Source organism: Kocuria sp. CPCC 205261, from assembly GCF_040981025.1.
Taxonomy (GTDB): domain Bacteria; phylum Actinomycetota; class Actinomycetes; order Actinomycetales; family Micrococcaceae; genus Kocuria; species Kocuria marina.
Genome location: NZ_JAVKPU010000006.1, coordinates 138,568 through 158,266 on the forward strand (window position 1 = coordinate 138,568; position 19,699 = coordinate 158,266).

Sequence of the window (19,699 nt, forward strand, 5' to 3'; positions counted from 1 at the left end):
TGCGTGTAGGATTGCGATTTCTGCGCGTCCGCATGCCCCCAAATACGTACCGCGTGCGTCCCCTGTGATCCGTCGCAGTTGGCGCGCCGTTGTCCAACCTCGTGGAGTGACTAATGCCCAAGCGGACTTTCCAGCCCAACAACCGCCGCCGCTCTCGCAAGCACGGCTTCCGTGCTCGCATGCGCACCCGTGCCGGCCGCGCCATCATCGGCGCCCGCCGCAGCAAGGGCCGCGCCAGCCTGTCGGCCTAACTCATCGTCAACTCGCGAGGTTCGCGTCGTGCTGCCCACCAGGCATCGGATGCGGACCTCGGCGCAGTTCTCAGACACCGTACGTTCCGGCGCCCGCAGTGGCCGCCGGAACGTCGTCGTATCCGTGCGAAGCACCACGGAGCAAGCGTCCCGCGTGGGGTTCATCGTCTCCAAGGCGGTGGGTAACGCCGTGGTCAGGAACAAGGTGAAGCGCCGCCTGCGTGAACTCGCTGCCGTGACCGTCCGCGAACACCCGGCCGGGCTCGACGTCGTCGTCCGTGCTTTGCCCGCGGCCGCCGCGGCAGGGTGGGACGAACTGGGGCGTGACTACCGCGACGCCCTGCATGCCGCGCTGCGCAAGGCGCGATGACCTCCCCGCTGCGTACGCGGCGGATGCCGTAACGTTGCTTGTACAGAGTCGAGAAGGAGGCCCGCACGTGACATCACGTCCGTCTCCCGAGCAACTCCTCGCGCGCGCGCCGCACGAGTACAACCCTGGCGGCGGCCTCGTGCGCACCATGAAGCATCTTCCGCAGAATCTTTGCATCGCCCTGCTCAAGCTCTACCGCACGATCGTCTCCCCGCTGTACGGAGACGTGTGCCGGTATTTCCCCTCCTGTTCCGCATACGCGCTGGAGGCGTTCACCGTGCACGGCGCGGTGCGCGGACTGGGACTGAGCGTCAGACGTCTGCTGCGCTGCCACCCGTGGGCGGCCGGCGGGATCGATAGGGTCCCGAGCGGCGGTCGGGAGTTCCCCTCCGTGGCCTCGACCCCCAAAATCGTTCTGCTCAACCACCCGACCCTCGTGCGCGACCACGTGCACGACTGCCCGGCCCGTGACGACCACGCGGCTCAAGGAGCCAACGCTCGATGAACTTCTTCGACATTATTCTCTTCCCCTTCAGGTGGATCGTCTCCGCCGTGCTGTGGGTGTTCCACGAACTGTTCACCACCCTCGGGATGGATCCGGCCTCTGGTGTCACCTGGGTGCTGTGCATCGTGGGCCTGACCCTGGTCATGCGTACACTGACCATCCCGCTGTTCCTCAAGCAGATCAAGTCCATGCGCGGCATGCAGGAACTGCAACCGGAGATGGCCAAGCTGCAGGCCAAGTACAAGGGCAAGAAGGACCAGCTCTCCCGCCAGGCCATGGCCGAGGAGCAGATGGCCCTGTACAAGGAACACGGATCCAACCCGTTCGCGGCGTGCCTGCCGATCATCGTGCAGATGCCCATCTTCTTCGCGCTGTTCCAGGTGCTGCGTTCGGTCCCGCAGGCCGCCCAGAACAACGAGTCCATCCACGTCCTCACGCCGCAGCTGGTCCACCAGTTCAACGACTCCACGATCTTCGGCGCTCCCCTGTTCTCCACCCTGATGCAGCCGGGTGCGGGCAACCACATGGCCACCATCGTGCTGGCGATCGTCATGATCGTGGCCATGTGTGCCACGCAGTTCATCACGCAGAAGCAGCTGACCGCGCGCAACATGAGCGATGCCGCCAAGGAATCGCCCATGTACCGCCAGCAGCAGATGATGCTCTACCTGTTCCCGCTCATCTTCGCGATCGGTGGCATCAACTTCCCGCTGGGTGTGCTCATCTACTGGACAGTCTCGAACCTGTGGTCCATGGGCCAGCAGTGGTGGGTCATCCGCAACAACCCCACCAAGGGGTCCCAGGCGGAGCGTGAACTCAACGAGCGCCGTGCGGCCAAGGGTCTGCCCCCGGTGGGCATGACCAAGAAGGAGCACGAGGAGAAGCTCGAGGAGCAGCGTGAACGCGCGGCGGCGGGCCAGCGTCAGCAGCCCGTGTCCAAGAAGCGCCAGAAGCAGCAGGCCAAGAAGAACGGCTGAGAGGTCGCACCCGATGAACGACATCGACGAACAGCAGCAGCTACCCTCGCAGGACGCGTCCGCCGAGACGCAGACCCCCGAGCTCTCCCCCCTCGAGGAGGAGGGTGAGATCGCCGCGGACTACATCGAGGAGCTCCTCGACACCGCGGACATCGACGGCGACATCGACATCGAGGTCCGGGACGGGCGCACGTACGTCTCCGTGGTCGCGGAGGACGGTGACGACTCCCCTCTGCGAGAGCTCGTGGGCGAGAACGGCGAGACGGTCGAGGCGCTGCAGGAACTCGCGCGGCTGTCCGTCCTCAGCGCCACGCAGCGGCGCAGCCGGTTGATCTTGGACATCGCGGGGCACCGTGACGAGAGAGCCTCGGAGCTGCGCGAGATGGCGCAGGACGCCGTGGCCAAGGTCGAGTCCGAGGGCGGCAGCGTGCACCTGCCCCCGCTATCCCCGTACGAGCGCAAGATCGTCCACGACGCCGTCGCGGACGCCGGTCTGGTCTCCGAGTCCGAGGGCGACGGCGCCGGGCGCCACATCGTGGTCTCGGCGGCTCAGTGACCGTGTCGCGTTCCACCCCGCACCCCGCCGTGCCCGGGCAGGACAAGAACGGGTCGGGCGCCGAGGGCGCGTCGCGTCCCGCTCCCGAGCCCCAGCCAGCCCCTGAGCTCGGTGAGCACGAGGCCGCGGCGCGCACGATCTTCGATGACCGCCTCGACCTGGCGCGGCGCTACACGGAGCACCTGGCGTCCTCGGGCATCGTCCGTGGACTGATCGGTCCCCGTGAGGCCCCGCGATTGTGGGAACGTCACGTACTCAACTGCGCGGTGGTGGAGAGGCTGATCCCGCGGAACGCTCACGTCGCGGACGTGGGCTCGGGGGCCGGCCTTCCCGGCCTGTGCCTCGCGATCGCCCGGCCCGATCTGTCGATCACGTTGATCGAGCCGCTGGAGCGCCGTGTCGCATGGCTCGAGGAGATTGTGGCGGATCTCGGCCTGGACAACGTCCGTATGCTGCGGGCGCGCGCCGAACAGGCGAAGAACCAGGTGGGCCCGGTGGATGTGGTCACGGCCCGAGCCGTCTCCGCGCTCATCGGCCTGGTGGACATCACCCTGCCGCTGTTGAAGGGTTCCGGTGAGCTGCTCGCGCTCAAGGGACGCTCCGCCCAGGACGAGCTGCGCAAGGCGAGTAAGAAGTTCAATCGTTTCGGGGTCCGGTCCTCGGAGGTCGTGACCGTGGGCGAGGACCTCCTGGAGGAACCCACCACGGTGGTCCGGCTCGTGCTGTGAATCCGTCGTTGCCGGTGCGGCCTTGTCGATAAGCTACTAGGAGCACCGCACCAGTCACGGAAGGGACAGTCGATGACCGAGCCGGAACGGCCCACAGCAGGACCTACCCGTGGACACGACTTCGGATTGCCGCCTGATCCAATTTCGCAAACAAAAAAAGTTGTTCCTGATCGCGGACGCCATGTTTCACGTGAAACAGACGGTCATGCAGGAGTGACGGCACAAGACGCGGTGGCGGATACCGCCCTGGGGAGGAAACTCGTGGAAGAGAACAAGCGCCGCGCCAAGCTCAAGAACGTGCACCTGGACCGCCCCGAGAACACGCGCTACATCACCATCAGCAATCAGAAAGGTGGTGTGGGGAAGACCAGTACGTCGGTCAACCTCGCCGTGGCGCTCGCGCAGCAGGGCCAGAACGTGATGGTCGTGGACAACGATCCGCAGGGCAACGCGTCCACCGCACTCGGGATTCCCCACGGTGCGGATGCGGACTCCGTCTATGACGTGCTCATCGACGAGGTGCCGGTGGCCGAGGTGGTCAAGGAGTCCCCCGAGGTGTCCAACCTGTGGGTCCTCCCGGCGACCATCGACCTTGCCGGTGCCGAGATCGAACTCGTGTCCGTGGTGGCTCGTGAACAGCGATTGCAGCGGGCTCTGGCGGAGTACGCGACATCGCGCGAGGAGCATGGGCTCCCCCGTCTCGACTACGTGTTCATCGACTGCCCGCCCAGCCTCGGCCTCCTCACGATCAACGCGTTCGTCGCGGCGACCGAGGTACTGATCCCCATCCAGTGCGAGTACTACGCGCTCGAAGGGCTGAGCCAGCTGCTCAACAACATCGCCATGATCCAGAAGCACCTGAATCCGAAGCTCGTGGTGTCCTCCATCCTGCTGACGATGTACGACGGGCGGACCAACCTGGCGTCGCAGGTGGCCGACGAAGTCCGGCAGCACTTCCCCCGGGAGGTCATGGAGACCATGATCCCCCGGTCGGTGCGAGTCTCGGAGGCGCCGAGTTATCAGCAGAGCGTCATCACCTACGACCCCAGTTCCACCGGAGCGCTGTCGTACCTGGAGGCTGCGGCGGAACTGGCCAGCCGCGGATCCGACGCGGCCGAGTAGGCATCTTCGATACCGCGAACGAGGCAGCCACTTTCTGCGTAGTTGCAGCTGGCGGGCGCCAGGTCGCATAACGCTGCGCTGATAGTTCCTTCCATCATGACCCCGATGTTTCACGTGAAACATCGAGGTAATCGTGTGTCAGGCGCGCGGTTACCGCCGGTGAATGGGTCATACGAAGGATCCGTTCTTGACTACGATGGATACACCATCATCACCGGGAGGAATTCATCGTGGCAGAACGACGTCGTGGCCTCGGGCGCGGTTTAGGCGCTCTCATCCCCAACGGGGACGCCCAGGAGCAAACGACACCGCCAGCGGTCGACCCTAGGGAGACCGCTAGTCGTGGCGAGCAGTCCTCTCGAAGCGGCGCGACCGAGACCCCCGATCGGAGCTCGTCTCGTATAGCAGGTGCTGCCAACGGGGTACGGGCCACCCCCGCCTCGAAGTCTGTCGACGAGAATCGCCAGGAGGCAACTCCACGCGCGACGGCGACCCCCAAGAAGACCGCGACAAAGAGCAACAAGACCGAGGCATCAGGCCCCGACGCTGAGGCAGCTGGTAAGAAAGCCGGCCCGACCGGTGACGGTAATCAAACCGGAACCTCAGTGCGTCGGTCGTCGCGATCCAATAAAGCGGGGGAGGCGGGCTCCGACAAGGGTGTGGGCACTAAACCAGACGCGGCCAAGCTTAAGACGCAGGTGAGTACGACCAAAGACGGTGCCGACGTCGCTGGGTCACGATCCGACGATGTTTCACGTGAAACATCCGATTCCCCGAAGGCTCCGGCATCACGTGGAAGCAAGTCGCCACGGACCCGGAGGGACATGGGCCAGGCCCTACGCAGTACAACGAATGTGCGCCGCCCGGTGGACATGTTCTTCTTACCATCGAGTGGTGACGAAGAAACTGATGCGAAAAACTCTGACGACTTTTCGCGTACCGACGAAGTCCGTGACTCTTCGCAGGCCGGAGAGGTGACCCCCTCGAGTGCAGCGGATGGGTCCCACCAGGAGACCGTGCGCAATACACCCACGAATGCCGGTCAGGAGAACCAGCAGGTAAAGTCCGGCTCTGCCGACGTTTCACGTGAAACATCGGTCCAATTTTCTACCACGCAGAACATAGCGCCTCCTTCCGCCTCCGCCGATGGTGCTGCAGACACCGTCGGAGAGAGTATCCCCGCGGCGGATGTCATCGCATCACAGCGACAGGCCGTGACTACCGAACACTCTGCCCAGGAAGACCTGCAGAGCATCCCCGGAGCGACCTTCGCGGAGATCTCGGTCACGGACATCCACCCCAATCGCAAACAGCCGCGCCAGGACTTCGATGAGGACGAGCTCGCCGAGCTCGCCTTCTCGGTGAAAGAACTCGGTGTCCTGCAGCCCATCGTCGTGCGTCCCAGTCATGAGGGGGGAGAGCAGAAGTACGAGCTCGTCATGGGCGAACGGCGTTGGCGAGCCGTTCAGGAGGCCGGTCTGGCCGTCATCCCTGCCATCATCCGGGACACGGCGGACGATGATCTCCTGCGGGATGCCCTGCTGGAGAACCTGCACCGGGCTCAGCTCAACCCCCTTGAAGAAGCCGCCGCGTACCAGCAGCTCATGGAGGAGTTCGGGGCCACTCAGGAGCAGCTCTCGTTACGGATCGGACGCTCCCGGCCGCAGATCTCCAACACTCTGCGCCTGCTCCGACTCCCGGCGCTCGTGCAGCGTCGCGTGGCCGCGGGGGTACTGAGCTCGGGACATGCGCGTGCCCTGTTGGCGCTAACGGATCCCGCCGAGATGGAGCGGGTCGCCCAGCGGATCGTGGCGGAGGGGCTGTCGGTGCGCGCCACGGAGGAGCTCGTCGCCCTCTCCGACGGTCTCAAGCGACACGCGACCAAGCGGAAGACCCCCGCAACCCGCCACGATGACCGACTGGGTTACATCGCAGATGCTTTCTCCGACAAGTTGGATACGAGCGTGAAGATCCAGCTTGGTGCGCGCAAGGGCAAGATGACGATCGAGTTCGCATCGGTCGAGGACCTCAACCGCATCATCGACGTGCTGGACCCCAAGCTGGATGCGAACTGAGCTTTCGCAGCCACGAATAAGGGCCGCGATGTTTCACGTGAAACATCGCGGCCCTACTTCCATCACCTCAACAGATCAGCCGGGCGATCGAGTGTCAGCAGCAAGGCGATCAGCCTTGTCTCCAACGCGTCGCTATCGCCCCATGATGAGGTGCGTTCAGCCGTCCCTACGGTAATAGTCCTGGATGTCCGCCAGGCTCATGGTTCCCGTGGCGGTGGGTTCCGGAGTGGACGCCAGGACGCGCTGGAGGCCACACAGAAGCGCCTCCGCCAAGCGGGCGCGGTACTCAGCGCTCCGCAGCCGGGAGGCCTCATCCTCGTTCGAAAGGTATCCCAGATCGATCCATGCCGCCGCGGTACGGACCTCACGGAGTGCGCTCCACTGCCGCGCATGGCTCCCCAGGTCCAGGGCACCCGTGCGGGCCACCAGCTCACGCAGGATCATGTCCGACGCGAGCTGACCCACGGGGGAGTACGCCTGACGTGTGTCCGGTGCACCCCAGAAGAAGGTGGCCACACCTTGGGCTAGGGGCGAGGAGTTCCAATCACACTGCAGGGTGAGCACAAGGGCGTCGTCGGGGAGGACCTCGGGGGCCTCTGGGACGCTCCCGTCCGAGTCCTCCGGTCCAGCACCTGACGATGAAGCGCCGGCGCCCTGGGCTGCTGCGATCACGGGCTTGGCGCCTACCGCGCGGAGAAGGTCGCGGGTGCGCTGCGCGACGTCGAGGGTGATAGCATCCTGATCCGCGGCGAACGATTCCGGGGCCCCGGCTGGGGACACCTGAGGACCGGCACCGGAGGGCACCAGGAGCACCAGGCGATCACGGAGGGCCTCCTGGAGGCTCTCCAGCCGGTGGTGATCTCGTAAGGAGAAGGCCTTGGCCGAGGTGATCTTCTTGCGCACGCGAGCCAGTCCGGAGAGGGTATCGAGACCCACGGTGCCGTCACTCGGGACACCCAGGCTGTGTTGGAGTTCCTTTACGGCGTACTCGGTCTGTCGGTTGAACACCGCATCCAGGTGCCCGTAGTAGAAACCCAACAGCGAAAGGTTGTCCTGCAGCTCCGCGACGTCGTCGCCGTGCAACGGGGCTACCTCGTCGAAGAACAGTGGACGGTCACCCAGCCTGTACTGGGCGTCGTTGAGTGCTGCCTCGGTCTCCGGACCGACCACGCCGTCCACAATGAGCCCCTTGCGCTGCTGGAACACCCGCACGGCGTGGTCCACACGGTCGTCGAAGACCGTGGGGTCCGGCACGCTGTCGCCGGCCAGGGGTAGGTCTTCGCCCTCTGCCCTGACGAGGCGTTCCCTGAGACCCGTGATGCGGCGGTCGGTCATACCGTGTCTGAGCGCGGCTCCGGGGGTGGATGGCGGCACGTGGTCTCCCTGGGGTCGGCGAGCCACTCCCACGGTGTGGTTCGCACACTGCAATTGGGTTCGAGAAAACCCGGGCCCGCGCACGTAAGTGATGCGGGCCCGGGTCGGATGTGTCACGCGGAGGGGTTGAGGTAGTCCCCGAACTCCTTCTCGAGCGCGGACTTGGGCTTGGCACCGATCGAGGTCTTGGCGACCTCGCCGTTCGCGAAGAGGTACACCGCGGGGATCGAGGTGATGCCGTACTGGGAGGCGATCGCGGGGTTGTCGTCCACGTTGACCTTCACCACGTCCACGTGATCCGCGTGCTCCGCGGCGATCGCGTCCAACACGGGTCCGAGTTGGCGGCACGGACCGCACCACTCGGCCCAGAAGTCCACGATGGTGGGCTTGGAGTTCTCGAGCACCTCGGCCTTGAAGTTGGCGTCGGTGACGTCCTTTGCAGAGCTCATGTGCGTTTCCTTTCGATGGGTTTCCCCGCTCGGTCGCCGAATCGTTCCGGCGGTTCCGGGCGGGAGTGGGTTGTCGGGTGGGTTCGGATCAGCTGTCGAGGGCCGCGAGGTAGTGCTCCACGTCCACCGCGGCAACACAGCCCGAGCCCGCGGCGGTGATCGCCTGGCGGTAGGTCGCGTCCACCACGTCGCCGGCGGCGAAGACACCGGCCAGCGAGGTCGTGGAGCTGCGCCCGTCCACGGCGATCGTGTTGTCCACCGTCAACTCGAGCTGATCCTTCACGAGTCCTACGCGGGGGTCCGAGCCGATGGCCACGAACAGACCGGTCACGGCCAGCTCAGAGGCCTCACCCGTGACGGTGTCCTCCAGGGCCAGGGACTCCACCTTGTCCGCGCCCTGGATCCCGGTGACCTTGGTGTTCCAGAGGATCTCGATCTTGGGGTCGTCGAACGCACGCTGCTGCATGATCTCGGACGCACGGAACCGGTCCCGGCGGTGGATCAGGGTCACCTTGTCCGCGAACTTGGTCAGGAACGTGGCCTCCTCGATCGCGGAGTCACCGCCGCCCACCACCGCGATGTTCTGCTTCTTGAAGAAGAACCCGTCGCACGTGGCACACCACGACACACCGTGGCCGGAGAGCCGTTCCTCGTCCTCGAGACCGAGCTTGCGGTACTCGGAACCGGTGGAGATGATGACCGCGCGGGCGCGCAGCACGGTCCCGTCCTCCACGGTCACGGTCTTGATCTCTCCCTCGAGTTCCGCGGAGACGACGTCCTCGTAGCGGATGTCCGCCCCGAAGCGCTCGGCCTGCTGCTGCATGTTGTTCATCAGGTCCGGGCCCATGATGCCGTCGATGAACCCCGGGTAGTTCTCCACGTCCGTGGTGTTCATGAGTTCACCACCGGCGGTCACGGACCCGGCCAGCACCACGGGGTTGAGGTTTGCGCGCGCCGTATAGATGGCAGCGGTGTACCCCGCGGGACCGGAACCCACGATGACGACGTCGTGAACGGCATCGTCCTCGGAGGTGGTGCGGGCGTCCTCGGACGCAGCGGAGGCCTCCGCCGCGCTGCCGACCTTGAGGTTCACAGCATTCGCGAAAATGCCGGGCTGATTGCTCACTGGTACGAAACCTTTCCACGAGTCACCGCGTGTGCGGATGTCAACTACACCCAAGAACGTGGGGAGTACCGCCAGATATTCCGTTCGGCGGCGTCACCGGGTTCAGTGCACGGACAGTTCGCTGATCCGCAAGCCGTACGGGTAGCCGCCGATGGGATTGTTCAGTCGCGGCAATTCGTTCCACACCACCAGGACGTACCGGTGCGGGTCGTTCTGCGCGGCCTCGGAGAGCGGGACGCTGACCTGCGGCCCGGTGAACGAGCCCGTGCCCACTTGTTGCGCGCCGTCGAGCGACGGGCTGTCCGAGACGTACACCGTGAACTGTCCGCCGGTGCCACCGTCCTGCTGGATCGTGAGTTCCCGGACGAGTGCGGGGTCCTGCAGCTGCGCGGCGAGTCCCACGTACTGGACTAGGTTGCCGAACTGGGAGTTCGAGAAACCGTAGCTCAGCCACGAGGTCCCCGGGTTGCCGTCCGTGGCCTGGCCCAGCGTGGCGTCCGTGTCGGTCATGAAGTTCGGGTCTTGGGTCACCCGCGTGACCGTCCCGACCTGCGGTGTGGCGGCCGGGCTCGGCGTGTTCGACGCCGCGGGCCCGCTCGGCGCTGCGTTCTCCTGCGGGGCCCCGCCCTGTCCGAACTGCCCGGTGAGCGCACCGAGCCCGCGGAAGCCCAGCACGATCGCCGCGATCAGCGCGATGATCAGTAACAACAGCAACAGCCACCGCAGCGGACCCTTGCGGGATCGTTCGGTGGAGCCGGGCCGGGCGCCACCCGCGCCCGCCGGATCAGCGGCATGCTCGCGTTCGGCGGCGTGGGCGGAGCGTGCGGCTGCGCCGCCGGCCGCGGGCTCCCTCGCCCCGTCCGCGGTGCGCGCCGCTGCGGTGTCCGTCCCCGCGGGGGAGTGCCCTGCGGATGCATTCGCCGACGACGCCGCTGCCGCACCCGCGATCCCGCCCGCCGCCGCGGTGGTCGCCGCGGCGTTCATCATCCCGCCCCCGGCGGCATGGGCCGTACCCACGCTCTCGGCGGACGCGGCGGCATCCGAACCACCGGCGGCCGTCCTGGCCGGGGCGGCGGGATCGTCCAGGGGAGCAGCGTCGTCACCAGGGGCCGTGTCGGGGAGCGACGCGGCGTCGTCGTCCGATGCCGAAGCATGCCCGGCCGCTGCACCGGAGGCCGGTGCGACCGTGCGGATGGCCGCGGTGCCGTCGTGAGCGGCGTCGTCATCGCGGGCCGAGCGGGGCGCGGAGGGCTGTTCATCCAGGCGCCCAGGCTTGCCCTCGGTCCGTTCGTAGCTCTCGTAGCGGTTGTCGCCGTCGTAGGTGGGATCGATCGCCTCGGCCGACGTTGCTGCGGTCGCCCCGGCGGCAGCGCCCCGGGTGGCTGCGCGGTCGAACATCGTGGAGCGCACGGCGTCGGGGCGGACCTTGCGCGCGAAGCCGAGCTTGTTGCGCACGGACGGGGCGGCGGGGGCGTCGTCGTAATCGTCGTAGTCGGAGGCGTTCCAGCGCGTGACGGCGGGGCGCGCCGAGGGTTCAGGATCCCGGGAGACGGTCTGCTGCGGCTGTGTGGGGTCCGGCTCCTCGTAGATGTAGGCGGAGGAGGCGGCCGAGCGGGAGTCCCCGAAGATGTCGTCGGAGAGGGAGTAGTCGTCGGCGTCGTCGTCCTGGACCAGCAGCGCGTCCAACAGGTCCGCGGTGGGTGCATAGGAGGTGACCAGGTAGGTGGAGTCCTCGGTCTGACCCATGTCCAGGACCTGGAAGCCGCTGTGCCCGGCGCCGGCGGCCAGGGAACGCGCGTTGTCCACGAGCAGGGACTCGTGAGCCGGGGAAGGCACCAGGATTGAGACCCGGCGGCGCAGGATCTGGTCCTCGCCCTGGAGCACGTGATCGTTTTCGGCGGTGCTCAGCAGGGACGCGGTGACCTTGTAACGGCCCCCCAGAACGGCTCCAAGCGCAATGGGCTGGGACACGGCGGCTCCCTCTGGTAATCGGGCGCCACGGGGGTCGCACGGGCGCGAGAACGATCTTTCGGGCAGTCTACCGGCCGAGTTTGGCGCGCAGCGGGGCCAGCAAACCCGTGAACTCCTGGACCCGGAACAGCTTCAGGGCCACGGCGTACACGGCGGCCATCACGAGCCCGCCCACGGCCAGGCTGATCAGGGCTGCTGCCTGATTACCCCACGGGAAACCGTCGGTGCGGTACCCGCCGAGCCACCACAGCGTCACGACTCCCGCCACGCCCGCAACGAGCGAGGCGGCCAGGATGCGCACGTGACTGCTCACGATCCGGGACAGGCCGTAGTCCCCGATCCGCCGCGTGAGGGCGTAGTGGTAGATCACCGTGGCCAGCACGTTCTGGATGGCGTAACAGGCCGCGACGGCGAACACCATGTGCTCGGGTGGAAAGACCCGGGCGATCAGCACGGCGGCGATCACGGTGAAGACGGACACCCCCAGCTGCACGAGGAACGGGGTGCGCGCGTCCTCCTGGGCGTAGAACGCGCGGCCCAGCATGAACGCGGTGGACATGAACGGCGCGCCGATGGCGATCACCGTGATGACCTGACCGATCACCGCGCCCGCGGCGGGAACACCACCGGAGAACAGCATGCCCAGCGGACCCGCGTACATGATCAGGGCGACCATGCAGAACACGGTGGCCACACCGGTGACCCGCAGGCTCGAGGACAGGGACGAGACCAGGGAGTCACGGTCCTTCTCGGACGCCGCGGCCGCCATGCGGTTGAACAACACGGTGGCGATGGACAGCCCGATCACCCCGTGGGGCAACGCGTAGAGCATGGTGGCCTGGTCCAGGACGGCCGTACCCGCGATGGGGGGCGCCCCACCCGGGCCGGACGCGATGTCCGCCCGGGCACCCGTGGGGATCGCCGCGGTGCGGTACAGGGCCATGAACGCGAGGTTGGCGATCACGCCGGTGGCGAGCGTCCAGCCGCCCAGGCGCGCCGCGGTGGACAGCCCGATCCCGCGCCACCCGAAGCGCGGGCGGATCCGCAGTCCCAGCCGGGCGAGCGGCCAGAACAGGATGAAGGCCTGCGCGGCGACACCCACCGTGGCCATGACCACGAGCCAGAAGGTCTGGGCGGAGGTCCAGTTCTCGAGGGTGTGCGGGTTGGTGCGGAACGGACCGAACTGCTGGATGAAGACCAGCAGGGCGGCGATCGCGATGACGTTGTTGAGCACCGGGGCCCACATGTACGCACCGAACGCACCCTTGGCGTTGAGCACCTGACCCACGACCGTGTAGAGGCCGTAGAAGAAGATCTGGGGGAACGTGATCAGCGCGAACGTGGTGCCCATGGCCAGCTGGGCGTCCGACCACCCCGGGCCCATGAGATTCATGATGGGGCGCACCAACAGCACGACCGCCGCGGTGATCACCAACAGCGCGATCACGGCGAGTGTGATCAGCCGGGAGATGTAATCAGCGCCCTCGTCCTGCGCCTTGGACGCCTTGATGATCTGCGGCACCAGCACCGCGTTGAACACACCGCCCGCGATCAGCACGTAGATCAGGTTGGGCAGTGTGTTGGCCAGCTGGAACACATCCGCCATGGTCGCGGCGGAACCGATGGCCACCGTGATCAGGAACGTCTTGACGAACCCCAGGATGCGGGACACCAGGGTCCCGGAGGCCATGATCGCGCTGGAGCGCGCACCGGACTTCTGCATGGATCAAGGCCTCCTGCGCGGGGGGACGGGCCGGGTACGGCGCACGACGGATCGGACGGGACAGCCTACAACTGGTGAATGATGTATTCCCGGGCGATGTCCGCGATGCGCCGTTCGTTGGGGAAGGACAACTTCCGGCCGAGGGCGTCGATCCCGGACCACGCTACATCCACGGCCTCGTGGTCGGGGTCGTTCTCCGTGGTCAGGAATCCGCCGATGGCCTCCAGCAGGAAATGGTGGACGGTCTTGTGCACGCGGTGTCCGGAGACCGTGAACCAGTAGTCGATGCTGCCCAGCGGGGAGAGCACGCGGCCCATGATTCCGGTTTCCTCCTCTATCTCCCGCACGGCGGCTTCCTCGTTGGTCTCCTCGCCCTCGGGATGACCCTTGGGAAGGCACCACTCGAGCCGTCCACCGCGGTTGATCCGAGCAATGATGGCCACCGGATGCGTGGGATCGGACAGGTCCACCACGATCCCACCGGCCGACACCTCTTCCACCGTGGGCAGCGCGGAGACCGGTTGGTTCGGTCGCCTCTTGGGCGCGCTGGGTACGGGGAAAGCCATGCCATCTACCTTAGCGACATTCCCGGGACACTCCCTGATATGGGCCCGGCGGCGGTCCGTCCGCCGCGGTCGAGAGCGGTTGTACCGCCGCGGGCCCGACGACGCCCGCTCCGGCCGGGCCAGCCGACGGCACATTCCGCTCGCACCCGCCGCCGCAGACGCCGCCCCGAGCCGGCCGACGGCGCTCGCCGTGATGCGATAATGACGCTCATCATGACGCAGTTGCTGGACACCTCCTCACTTCACCCCGTTTCCCACGAGCTGGGGCGCCTCTTCGACAGCGCCGGATACGAGCTGTCCCTGGTGGGCGGGCCCGTACGCGACCTCCTGCTGGGCCGGGACGCGCTGGACCTGGACTTCACCACGAACGCGAGCCCCGATCAGACCCTCGAGCTGATCCGGGACTGGGCGGATGCACACTGGGAGATCGGCCGGGAATTCGGGACCATCGGGATGCGCAAGTCCGGTATGCAGCTGGAGGTCACCACCTACCGCGCCGAGGCGTACGACCCCGATTCCCGCAAGCCCACCGTGGCCTTCGGGGACGATCTGACCGAAGACCTGCGACGCCGCGACTTCACCGTCAACGCCATGGCCCTGCGGTTGCCGGGCATGGAGCTCGTGGACCCGTTCGGCGGGATCAAGGACCTGCACGCCGGTGTGCTGCGCACCCCCGGGACCCCGGAGGACTCGTTCACGGACGATCCCCTGCGCATGATGCGTGCCGCGCGGTTCAGCTCCCAGTTGGGTCTGACCGTGGCGGAGCCCGTGCGGGAGGCCATGACCGCGATGGCCGAGCGGATCGAGATCGTCTCCGCCGAACGGGTGCGCGAGGAACTGGTCAAGCTGATCTGCGGCGCCCATCCCCGCCGGGGCACCGAACTCATGGTGGACACGGGACTCGCGCAGATCGTGCTCCCGGAGGTGCCCGCGCTGCAGCTGGAGACCGACGAGGCGCATCATCACAAGGACGTCTACCAACATTCCCTCACGGTCATGGAACAGGCCGCGGAGAAGGAGACCGGTCCGGACGGCCCTGTGCCCGCCCCGGACTTCGTGCTGCGCTTCGCGGCGCTCATGCACGACGTGGGAAAACCCGCCACGCGCCGCTTCGAACCGACCGGGGCCGTGAGCTTCCGACACCACGAGGTGGTGGGGGCCAAGCTCACGCGCAAGCGGATGAAGGCGCTGCGCTTCGACAATGACACGATCAAGCGGGTCACCCGCCTTGTGGAACTGCATATGCGTTTCTACGGATATGGCGACGCCGACTGGACCGATTCCGCGGTGCGCCGGTACGTGCGGGACGCGGGGGACGAACTCGAACGGCTGCACCGGCTCACCCGCTCGGACGTCACGACCCGCAACAAGCGCAAGGCCTCCCGGCTCGCCCGGCACTACGACGAGCTCGAACACCGCATCGACCAGCTCGCCGAGCAGGAACAGCTGGACGCCGTCCGGCCCGAGCTGGACGGCCAGCAGATCATGGCGATCCTGGGCATACCGCCCGGACCCCAGGTGGGCCGCGCGTACAAATTCCTCCTGGAGATGCGTCTGGACGAGGGCGCCGTGGGGGAGGACGTGGCACGCGAGCGCCTCGTGTCCTGGGCGCGTGAGAAGGGCGTCATCGACTCCTGACGGAGAGGGCCACGCCGAGGTACCGCAGCGGAACACTCGCGCCATGACGCGTGGACTCCCCGCCCCCGTGGAACACTGACAGCATCCGTACCCGCGTTCCGAGGAGATCCCGCATGAGCCTGGAAGGTGCGCGCAACAGATCGGGAGGCAATGCCGGTCTGATGCTGCTGGGCCTCGGCCTGTACACGGTCATGATGGCCTACCTGTTGCGCATCCCGTGCCGGGTACCGGACTGGAACATGGCCCAGCAGGTTCCCGAGCTGTGTGCCACGGTGATCGGCACCGGGGATCTCAGTGTGCGCTCGTCGGACGTGGCCGGGGGGTTCTTCACCGGGGGTCCCACGGGGGATCAGCCGGTGCTCGTGGGGATGATCACCACGATCATCGGGTGGTTCGCCTCCAACCTGACCTCTCTGCTAGGTCTGGACGTGGGGCAGGGCTTCTACCTGGACCTCTCCCTGATCCTTCTGGCCCTCGTGTGGTTGGCCATCGTGGGCGTGGTCTCCTCGCTGAGCGGCAACCGGCGCTCCGACGCCCTGGTCATGGCGTTGGCCCCCGTGATCGTGCTCGTGGGATTCCAGTCCTGGGACCTGTGGGCCGTGCTGTTCATGATGCTTGCCCTGCTGGGCTACGTACGCGGGAACCCGGCGCTCGCGGGGATCATGGTGGGCTTCGGTGCCTCCGTGGCGTTCTTCCCCGTGGTGGTGCTGCTCGCGATCCTGATCATGGCCGCGCGTCACCGGTTCCTCAAGGACATCCTCTCCGCGTTCATCTGGGCCGTGGTTGCGTGGGCCCTGATCAACGGGACGTACATGATCACGGCGTGGGATCGCTGGCGGGCCCAGTTCGGGGACATGGTGCGCTCCGACACCGAACAACCCTCGCTGTGGAACGTGTGGAGCTCCACCGTTGAACCGCGCACCGGGGTGTCCCTGGGAACCGGCGCGGACGGTCAGTACGTCCTGCTGAGCATGATCCTGGCGCTCGTGTTTGTGCTCCTGATCGCGCTGCTCAGCAAGCGGGAGCCCTCGGCCGTGCAGATCACGTTCCTGTTGCTCGCGCTCTACATCCTGTTGGCCAAGGAGTACTCCCTGACCTACGTGGTGTGGCTCGTGCCCCTCGTCATCCTGTGCCGTCGCAACTGGATCGAGTTCGGGCTGTGGCAGGTGGTGGAAGTGCTCTACTGGGCCACCGTGGTGCTGCCGGCCTCGGCATGGCCTACCCTGCCGTGGGTCGAGGAATTCGGCTGGAGTGCCCAAGATATATTGGCCGTAGTACGTTATGTCTTTCTCATCTATCTGGTGGTGGCGGTTGTGGTGGACATGTTCCGGGGACGCAAGGCTGCGGCGCTCGGCGCGTCCGCGGTCCAGTAAGAACCCGGCATGGCACCGCGCGATTCCGAGACCCTCGCTCGTCTGAGGCTGCCGTCCTGGCGTTCCCTCCGCCTACCCCTGTTGCTCGTGCTGGTGTTCGTCGCGGTCGCGTCCACCGTGTGGGCCGCGCTCGCCAACTACTTCCTGGTCTCGCGGGATCCCGAGGCTCCCGTGGGCAGGTACCTGGGGTACCTCGAGGGCGGCAGTTCCCGTCAGGTCCTCGCACCGTTGTTGATCGGCGGGGACCGCCCCCTGGCGCAGCTGCTGTCCAACGGGGTGTACCGGGATGCCGCAAACCGCCCGCAGGGCCACGACTTCGTAGGGGTCCAGAAGCACGGGGAACACGCCGCGGTGGGGGTGGACATCCACCTGGGGGACGGTTCCACCGTGCACCGTGAGTACACGGTCGAGAAGGTGGCGTCCTGGGGCCCCTTCAACGACTCGTGGCGATTGGTGGAACGCGACAACGCCATTGTGGACGTCCGACTGCCCGCGGCGGTGGACGCGGCGTCCGTCAACGGCAACAAGGTGCGTCCGAACGGTTCCGAGCTCTTCCCCACGGACCCTTCCGATCCCGGGTCACCCGCGCGCACGTGGCAGTTCGAGGGCCTGCCCGGGGTCTACGACATCGCGATGCCCGAGGACTCGTATCTCCTGGCCAGCGAACATGCCTCCGCGGAAATATCCATGAGCGATCCCCGGTCCGCCGCGGTCGAACTGGACTTCACAGCGTCGCCGCACATGTGGGAGGGCGCGGAGCGGGCCGTTCAGGACGCCGTGGGCCAATGCGAACGCGTGCTGCGCTTCGACGCTGTGCAGTGCCCGCTGCCCGCGCAGTTGGGAGGCGGGCCCGCGGCGTCACCCTCCGCTTCGCCCAGTGCTTCACCCACCGGGGCTCCCACGGAGGTCCCGCCGGGCGTGTCCAACATTCGGTGGGAACTGCAGTCCCGCCCGTCACTGCTCCTGGCACAGGATGACGACGATCCCCTGGCCTTCCACGCCGTGCGGTTCCGCCCCGCGGTGGCCACCGTGACCTGGCTGCAGAACGGGCGGCAGCACTCGGGGACCGTGGGCTTCGGGATCGACGTGACGGCCCGGACCAACGGTGAGGACCTGGACACGGACGTGCAGTTGCGCTCGACGCTGACCGAGCGGGAGAGGGCCAGCCAGCGCTCCTAGGATGGGATCGGTTGCATCAAGGCAACCGGGGAGTGGAAAAGGGGTTCATCATGGCCGACGAACCGGAGTACTACACAGCACAACCGCTACCGCGCCGCGACGAGCCGTCCCGCGGCTACGGCCAGGGCGCCGGCTTCGGCCCCGCAGGCACCGCGCCCGGGTGGGGTCACCAGCGCCCCGTCGGCCAGCCGGTCAACGTCAACGTGGTGGGCGGCAGGTCCATCGTGCTGGCCTATGTCCTGTGGTTCTTCCTGGGCAACTTCGGCGTCCACAAGTTCTACCTGGCCCAGCCCTTCCAAGGGATCTTCTACCTGGTGCTCTCCGCGATCGGGTGGCTCACCGTGGGGATCCTGATCGGCTGGTTCTTCCTGGGTCTGTTGTGGCTGCTCATGCTGATCGACCTGTTCGTGATCCCCCTGCGCGTGGGCGCGCTCAACGCTCGGTTGGCCCGACGCGTCGGTGGCTACTGAGCCCCCGTTGTAGTAAAGTGGGGAAGTCTGTGTGCCGTGCGCCGATCGCTGCCGGCACCGACATACGCACAGAACCTCCTGCTGCGGAAGGACCGCAGCCGCTTAGCCCGAAGGAGGTGGGTTCTTTACATGCGTGAATACGAACTGATGGTCATCCTCAACCCCGAGGTGGAGGAGCGCGCCGTCGAGCCGACCCTCAAGAAGTTCCTCGAGGTCGTCACCAAGGAGAACGGCACCGTCGACAAGCTCGACATCTGGGGCCGTCGTCGTCTGGCCTACGAGATCCAGAAGAAGTCCGAGGGGATCTACGCCGTGGTGAACTTCACCGCCGAGCCGCAGACCGCCAAGGAACTGGACCGCGTGCTGAGCCTCAACGAGGCCGTGATGCGCACCAAGATCATCCGTCCGGAAGAGCAGAAGATCCACGGCAAGTGAGGTGAGCGTGCGGCCCACCCGGGCTGCACAGCACGCACTCACCGCGGGCTCGTGAGAGTCCCCGTGAGATGCTTTTCACCCCACTGAGTCTCGCATCCAGCGTCCACAGAATCCGGAGGTTCACATGGCTGGCGACACCGTCATTACAGTGATCGGAAATCTGACTGCAGACCCCGAATTGCGCTTCACGCCGTCCGGAGCCGCCGTGGCCAACTTCACCGTTGCGTCCACCCCGCGCGCCTTCGACCGGCAGAGCAACGAATGGAAGGATCAGGAGACCCTTTTCATGCGTTGCTCGGTGTGGCGCGAGGCTGCCGAGAACGTGGCGGAGTCCCTGACCAAGGGAACCCGCGTGATCGTCCAGGGTCGGCTCAAGGCACGCTCGTACGAGACCAAGGAAGGGGAGCGCCGCACCAGCACCGAGCTGGAAGTGGACGAGATCGGCCCCTCCATGAGGTACGCGACCGCCAAGATCAACCGGAACTCGCGCGGCGGAGGCAACTCCTACGGCGGGAACCAAGGCTTCGGCGGCGGTCAGGGCGGTTTCAACGACAACCAGGGTGGCGGCTTCGGCGGCAACCAGGGTGGCGGTAACCCCGGTGGTGGCAACCCCGGTGGTGGCAACCAGGGCGGCGGGTTCAACGGGAACCAGGGCGGCCGCGGGGGCCAGCAACCGCGTCAGCAGGGCAACGATCCCTGGGGTCAGTCCTCCGGTGGGAACTACGACTGGGGAACCGGCGCCGAGGACGAGCCCCCCTTCTAAACACAACCATTCCAACCCATCCCGCAGGTACGCCTGCGGGCTCCGCAC

Annotated in this window: 20 protein-coding genes; 14 read left to right on the forward strand and 6 right to left on the reverse strand. The window is 66.7% G+C overall.

Annotated elements, in window-relative coordinates; translation table 11 throughout:
• Window positions 1–113: 113 nt before the first annotated feature.
• The 8 genes from rpmH (at window position 114) to RF646_RS07950 (ending at window position 6,584) form a co-directional block, all read left to right on the forward strand.
• Window positions 114–251 carry a 50S ribosomal protein L34 gene (gene rpmH, locus RF646_RS07915; RefSeq protein ID WP_035962803.1) on the forward strand — a complete coding sequence of 46 codons (138 nt, stop codon included), beginning with the start codon at window positions 114–116 and terminating at the stop codon, window positions 249–251.
• 28 nt (window positions 252–279) lie between these two features.
• Window positions 280–621 (forward strand): ribonuclease P protein component, encoded by a 342-nt coding sequence (rnpA, locus tag RF646_RS07920; protein ID WP_035962805.1) that lies wholly within the window; start codon window positions 280–282, stop codon window positions 619–621.
• A 67-nt stretch (window positions 622–688) separates the two neighbouring features.
• Window positions 689–1,126, forward strand: a complete 438-nt coding sequence (gene yidD / locus RF646_RS07925; RefSeq protein ID WP_064845486.1) for a membrane protein insertion efficiency factor YidD — start codon at window positions 689–691, stop codon at window positions 1,124–1,126.
• Window positions 1,123–2,103: a membrane protein insertase YidC gene (gene yidC / locus RF646_RS07930; RefSeq protein ID WP_064845485.1), complete on the forward strand. Its 981-nt coding sequence runs from the start codon at window positions 1,123–1,125 to the stop codon at window positions 2,101–2,103. Before yidD ends, yidC begins: the two co-directional genes overlap by 4 nt.
• Window positions 2,104–2,116: 13 nt before the next feature.
• Window positions 2,117–2,659 carry a R3H domain-containing nucleic acid-binding protein gene (locus RF646_RS07935; RefSeq protein WP_167319065.1) on the forward strand — a complete coding sequence of 181 codons (543 nt, stop codon included), beginning with the start codon at window positions 2,117–2,119 and terminating at the stop codon, window positions 2,657–2,659.
• A gap of 137 nt (window positions 2,660–2,796) precedes the next feature.
• Window positions 2,797–3,387, forward strand: coding sequence for a 16S rRNA (guanine(527)-N(7))-methyltransferase RsmG (gene rsmG / locus RF646_RS07940; RefSeq protein ID WP_239320721.1), 591 nt, complete (start codon window positions 2,797–2,799; stop codon window positions 3,385–3,387).
• Window positions 3,388–3,459: 72 nt separating this feature from the next.
• Window positions 3,460–4,509: a ParA family protein gene (locus tag RF646_RS07945; RefSeq protein ID WP_368835670.1), complete on the forward strand. Its 1,050-nt coding sequence runs from the start codon at window positions 3,460–3,462 to the stop codon at window positions 4,507–4,509.
• An 824-nt stretch (window positions 4,510–5,333) separates the two neighbouring features.
• The gene (locus tag RF646_RS07950) at window positions 5,334–6,584 is read left to right on the forward strand and encodes a ParB/RepB/Spo0J family partition protein (protein ID WP_368835671.1); all 1,251 of its coding nucleotides are present in this window, start codon (window positions 5,334–5,336) and stop codon (window positions 6,582–6,584) included.
• 156 nt (window positions 6,585–6,740) lie between these two features.
• Here RF646_RS07950 and RF646_RS07955 read toward each other — a convergent pair whose 3' ends face one another.
• The 6 genes from RF646_RS07955 to RF646_RS07980 all read right to left on the reverse strand — a co-directional run bounded on the left by RF646_RS07955 (window position 6,741) and on the right by RF646_RS07980 (window position 13,793).
• Complete coding sequence (locus RF646_RS07955; RefSeq protein ID WP_368835672.1) at window positions 6,741–7,919, reverse strand: peptidoglycan-binding protein; 1,179 nt, start codon at window positions 7,917–7,919, stop codon at window positions 6,741–6,743.
• Between the two features lie 152 nt (window positions 7,920–8,071).
• Window positions 8,072–8,407, reverse strand: coding sequence for a thioredoxin (gene trxA, locus RF646_RS07960; protein WP_085107233.1), 336 nt, complete (start codon window positions 8,405–8,407; stop codon window positions 8,072–8,074).
• 88 nt (window positions 8,408–8,495) lie between these two features.
• Complete coding sequence (trxB, locus tag RF646_RS07965; protein WP_368835673.1) at window positions 8,496–9,533, reverse strand: thioredoxin-disulfide reductase; 1,038 nt, start codon at window positions 9,531–9,533, stop codon at window positions 8,496–8,498.
• Between the two features lie 102 nt (window positions 9,534–9,635).
• Entirely contained in the window at window positions 9,636–11,504 is a 1,869-nt protein-coding gene (locus RF646_RS07970) for a hypothetical protein (protein ID WP_368835674.1), read from the reverse strand.
• Window positions 11,505–11,571: 67 nt separating this feature from the next.
• Complete coding sequence (gene murJ, locus RF646_RS07975) at window positions 11,572–13,227, reverse strand: murein biosynthesis integral membrane protein MurJ (RefSeq protein ID WP_098055754.1); 1,656 nt, start codon at window positions 13,225–13,227, stop codon at window positions 11,572–11,574.
• A gap of 65 nt (window positions 13,228–13,292) precedes the next feature.
• A complete protein-coding gene (locus RF646_RS07980; protein WP_064845478.1) occupies window positions 13,293–13,793 on the reverse strand; it encodes an NUDIX hydrolase in 501 nt (166 codons plus the stop codon).
• Window positions 13,794–14,006: 213 nt separating this feature from the next.
• On the opposite strand from RF646_RS07980, the gene RF646_RS07985 reads away from it, so the two are divergent.
• The 6 genes from RF646_RS07985 (at window position 14,007) to RF646_RS08010 (ending at window position 19,651) form a co-directional block, all read left to right on the forward strand.
• Complete coding sequence (locus RF646_RS07985; RefSeq protein WP_368835675.1) at window positions 14,007–15,431, forward strand: CCA tRNA nucleotidyltransferase; 1,425 nt, start codon at window positions 14,007–14,009, stop codon at window positions 15,429–15,431.
• Window positions 15,432–15,544: 113 nt separating this feature from the next.
• Complete coding sequence (locus RF646_RS07990) at window positions 15,545–16,804, forward strand: glycosyltransferase 87 family protein (RefSeq protein WP_085107246.1); 1,260 nt, start codon at window positions 15,545–15,547, stop codon at window positions 16,802–16,804.
• Window positions 16,805–16,813: 9 nt separating this feature from the next.
• A complete protein-coding gene (locus tag RF646_RS07995) occupies window positions 16,814–17,983 on the forward strand; it encodes a hypothetical protein (RefSeq protein ID WP_368835676.1) in 1,170 nt (389 codons plus the stop codon).
• A gap of 50 nt (window positions 17,984–18,033) precedes the next feature.
• Window positions 18,034–18,453, forward strand: a complete 420-nt coding sequence (locus RF646_RS08000; protein WP_144997593.1) for a TM2 domain-containing protein — start codon at window positions 18,034–18,036, stop codon at window positions 18,451–18,453.
• Between the two features lie 129 nt (window positions 18,454–18,582).
• Window positions 18,583–18,888: a 30S ribosomal protein S6 gene (rpsF, locus tag RF646_RS08005; RefSeq protein WP_012399407.1), complete on the forward strand. Its 306-nt coding sequence runs from the start codon at window positions 18,583–18,585 to the stop codon at window positions 18,886–18,888.
• Window positions 18,889–19,012: 124 nt separating this feature from the next.
• A complete protein-coding gene (locus RF646_RS08010) occupies window positions 19,013–19,651 on the forward strand; it encodes a single-stranded DNA-binding protein (RefSeq protein ID WP_193519212.1) in 639 nt (212 codons plus the stop codon).
• The last annotated feature ends 48 nt before the right edge of the window (window positions 19,652–19,699 follow it).

What these genes read in the sequence shown, in the direction of transcription:
- RF646_RS07990 (WP_085107246.1), top strand. Translation starts at nt 15,545, where the DNA reads ATGAGCCTGGAAGGTGCGCGCAACAGATCGGGAGGCAATGCCGGTCTG.
- RF646_RS08000 (WP_144997593.1), top strand. Translation starts at nt 18,034, where the DNA reads ATGGCCGACGAACCGGAGTACTACACAGCACAACCGCTACCGCGCCGC.
- RF646_RS07955 (WP_368835672.1), bottom strand. Translation starts at nt 7,919, where the DNA reads ATGACCGACCGCCGCATCACGGGTCTCAGGGAACGCCTCGTCAGGGCA.
- RF646_RS07985 (WP_368835675.1), top strand. Translation starts at nt 14,007, where the DNA reads ATGACGCAGTTGCTGGACACCTCCTCACTTCACCCCGTTTCCCACGAG.
- RF646_RS07935 (WP_167319065.1), top strand. Translation starts at nt 2,117, where the DNA reads ATGAACGACATCGACGAACAGCAGCAGCTACCCTCGCAGGACGCGTCC.
- RF646_RS07950 (WP_368835671.1), top strand. Translation starts at nt 5,334, where the DNA reads ATGGGCCAGGCCCTACGCAGTACAACGAATGTGCGCCGCCCGGTGGAC.
- RF646_RS08010 (WP_193519212.1), top strand. Translation starts at nt 19,013, where the DNA reads ATGGCTGGCGACACCGTCATTACAGTGATCGGAAATCTGACTGCAGAC.
- RF646_RS07980 (WP_064845478.1), bottom strand. Translation starts at nt 13,793, where the DNA reads ATGGCTTTCCCCGTACCCAGCGCGCCCAAGAGGCGACCGAACCAACCG.
- rpmH (WP_035962803.1), top strand. Translation starts at nt 114, where the DNA reads ATGCCCAAGCGGACTTTCCAGCCCAACAACCGCCGCCGCTCTCGCAAG.
- RF646_RS07995 (WP_368835676.1), top strand. Translation starts at nt 16,814, where the DNA reads ATGGCACCGCGCGATTCCGAGACCCTCGCTCGTCTGAGGCTGCCGTCC.
- murJ (WP_098055754.1), bottom strand. Translation starts at nt 13,227, where the DNA reads ATGCAGAAGTCCGGTGCGCGCTCCAGCGCGATCATGGCCTCCGGGACC.
- RF646_RS07945 (WP_368835670.1), top strand. Translation starts at nt 3,460, where the DNA reads ATGACCGAGCCGGAACGGCCCACAGCAGGACCTACCCGTGGACACGAC.
- trxA (WP_085107233.1), bottom strand. Translation starts at nt 8,407, where the DNA reads ATGAGCTCTGCAAAGGACGTCACCGACGCCAACTTCAAGGCCGAGGTG.
- rpsF (WP_012399407.1), top strand. Translation starts at nt 18,583, where the DNA reads ATGCGTGAATACGAACTGATGGTCATCCTCAACCCCGAGGTGGAGGAG.
- yidC (WP_064845485.1), top strand. Translation starts at nt 1,123, where the DNA reads ATGAACTTCTTCGACATTATTCTCTTCCCCTTCAGGTGGATCGTCTCC.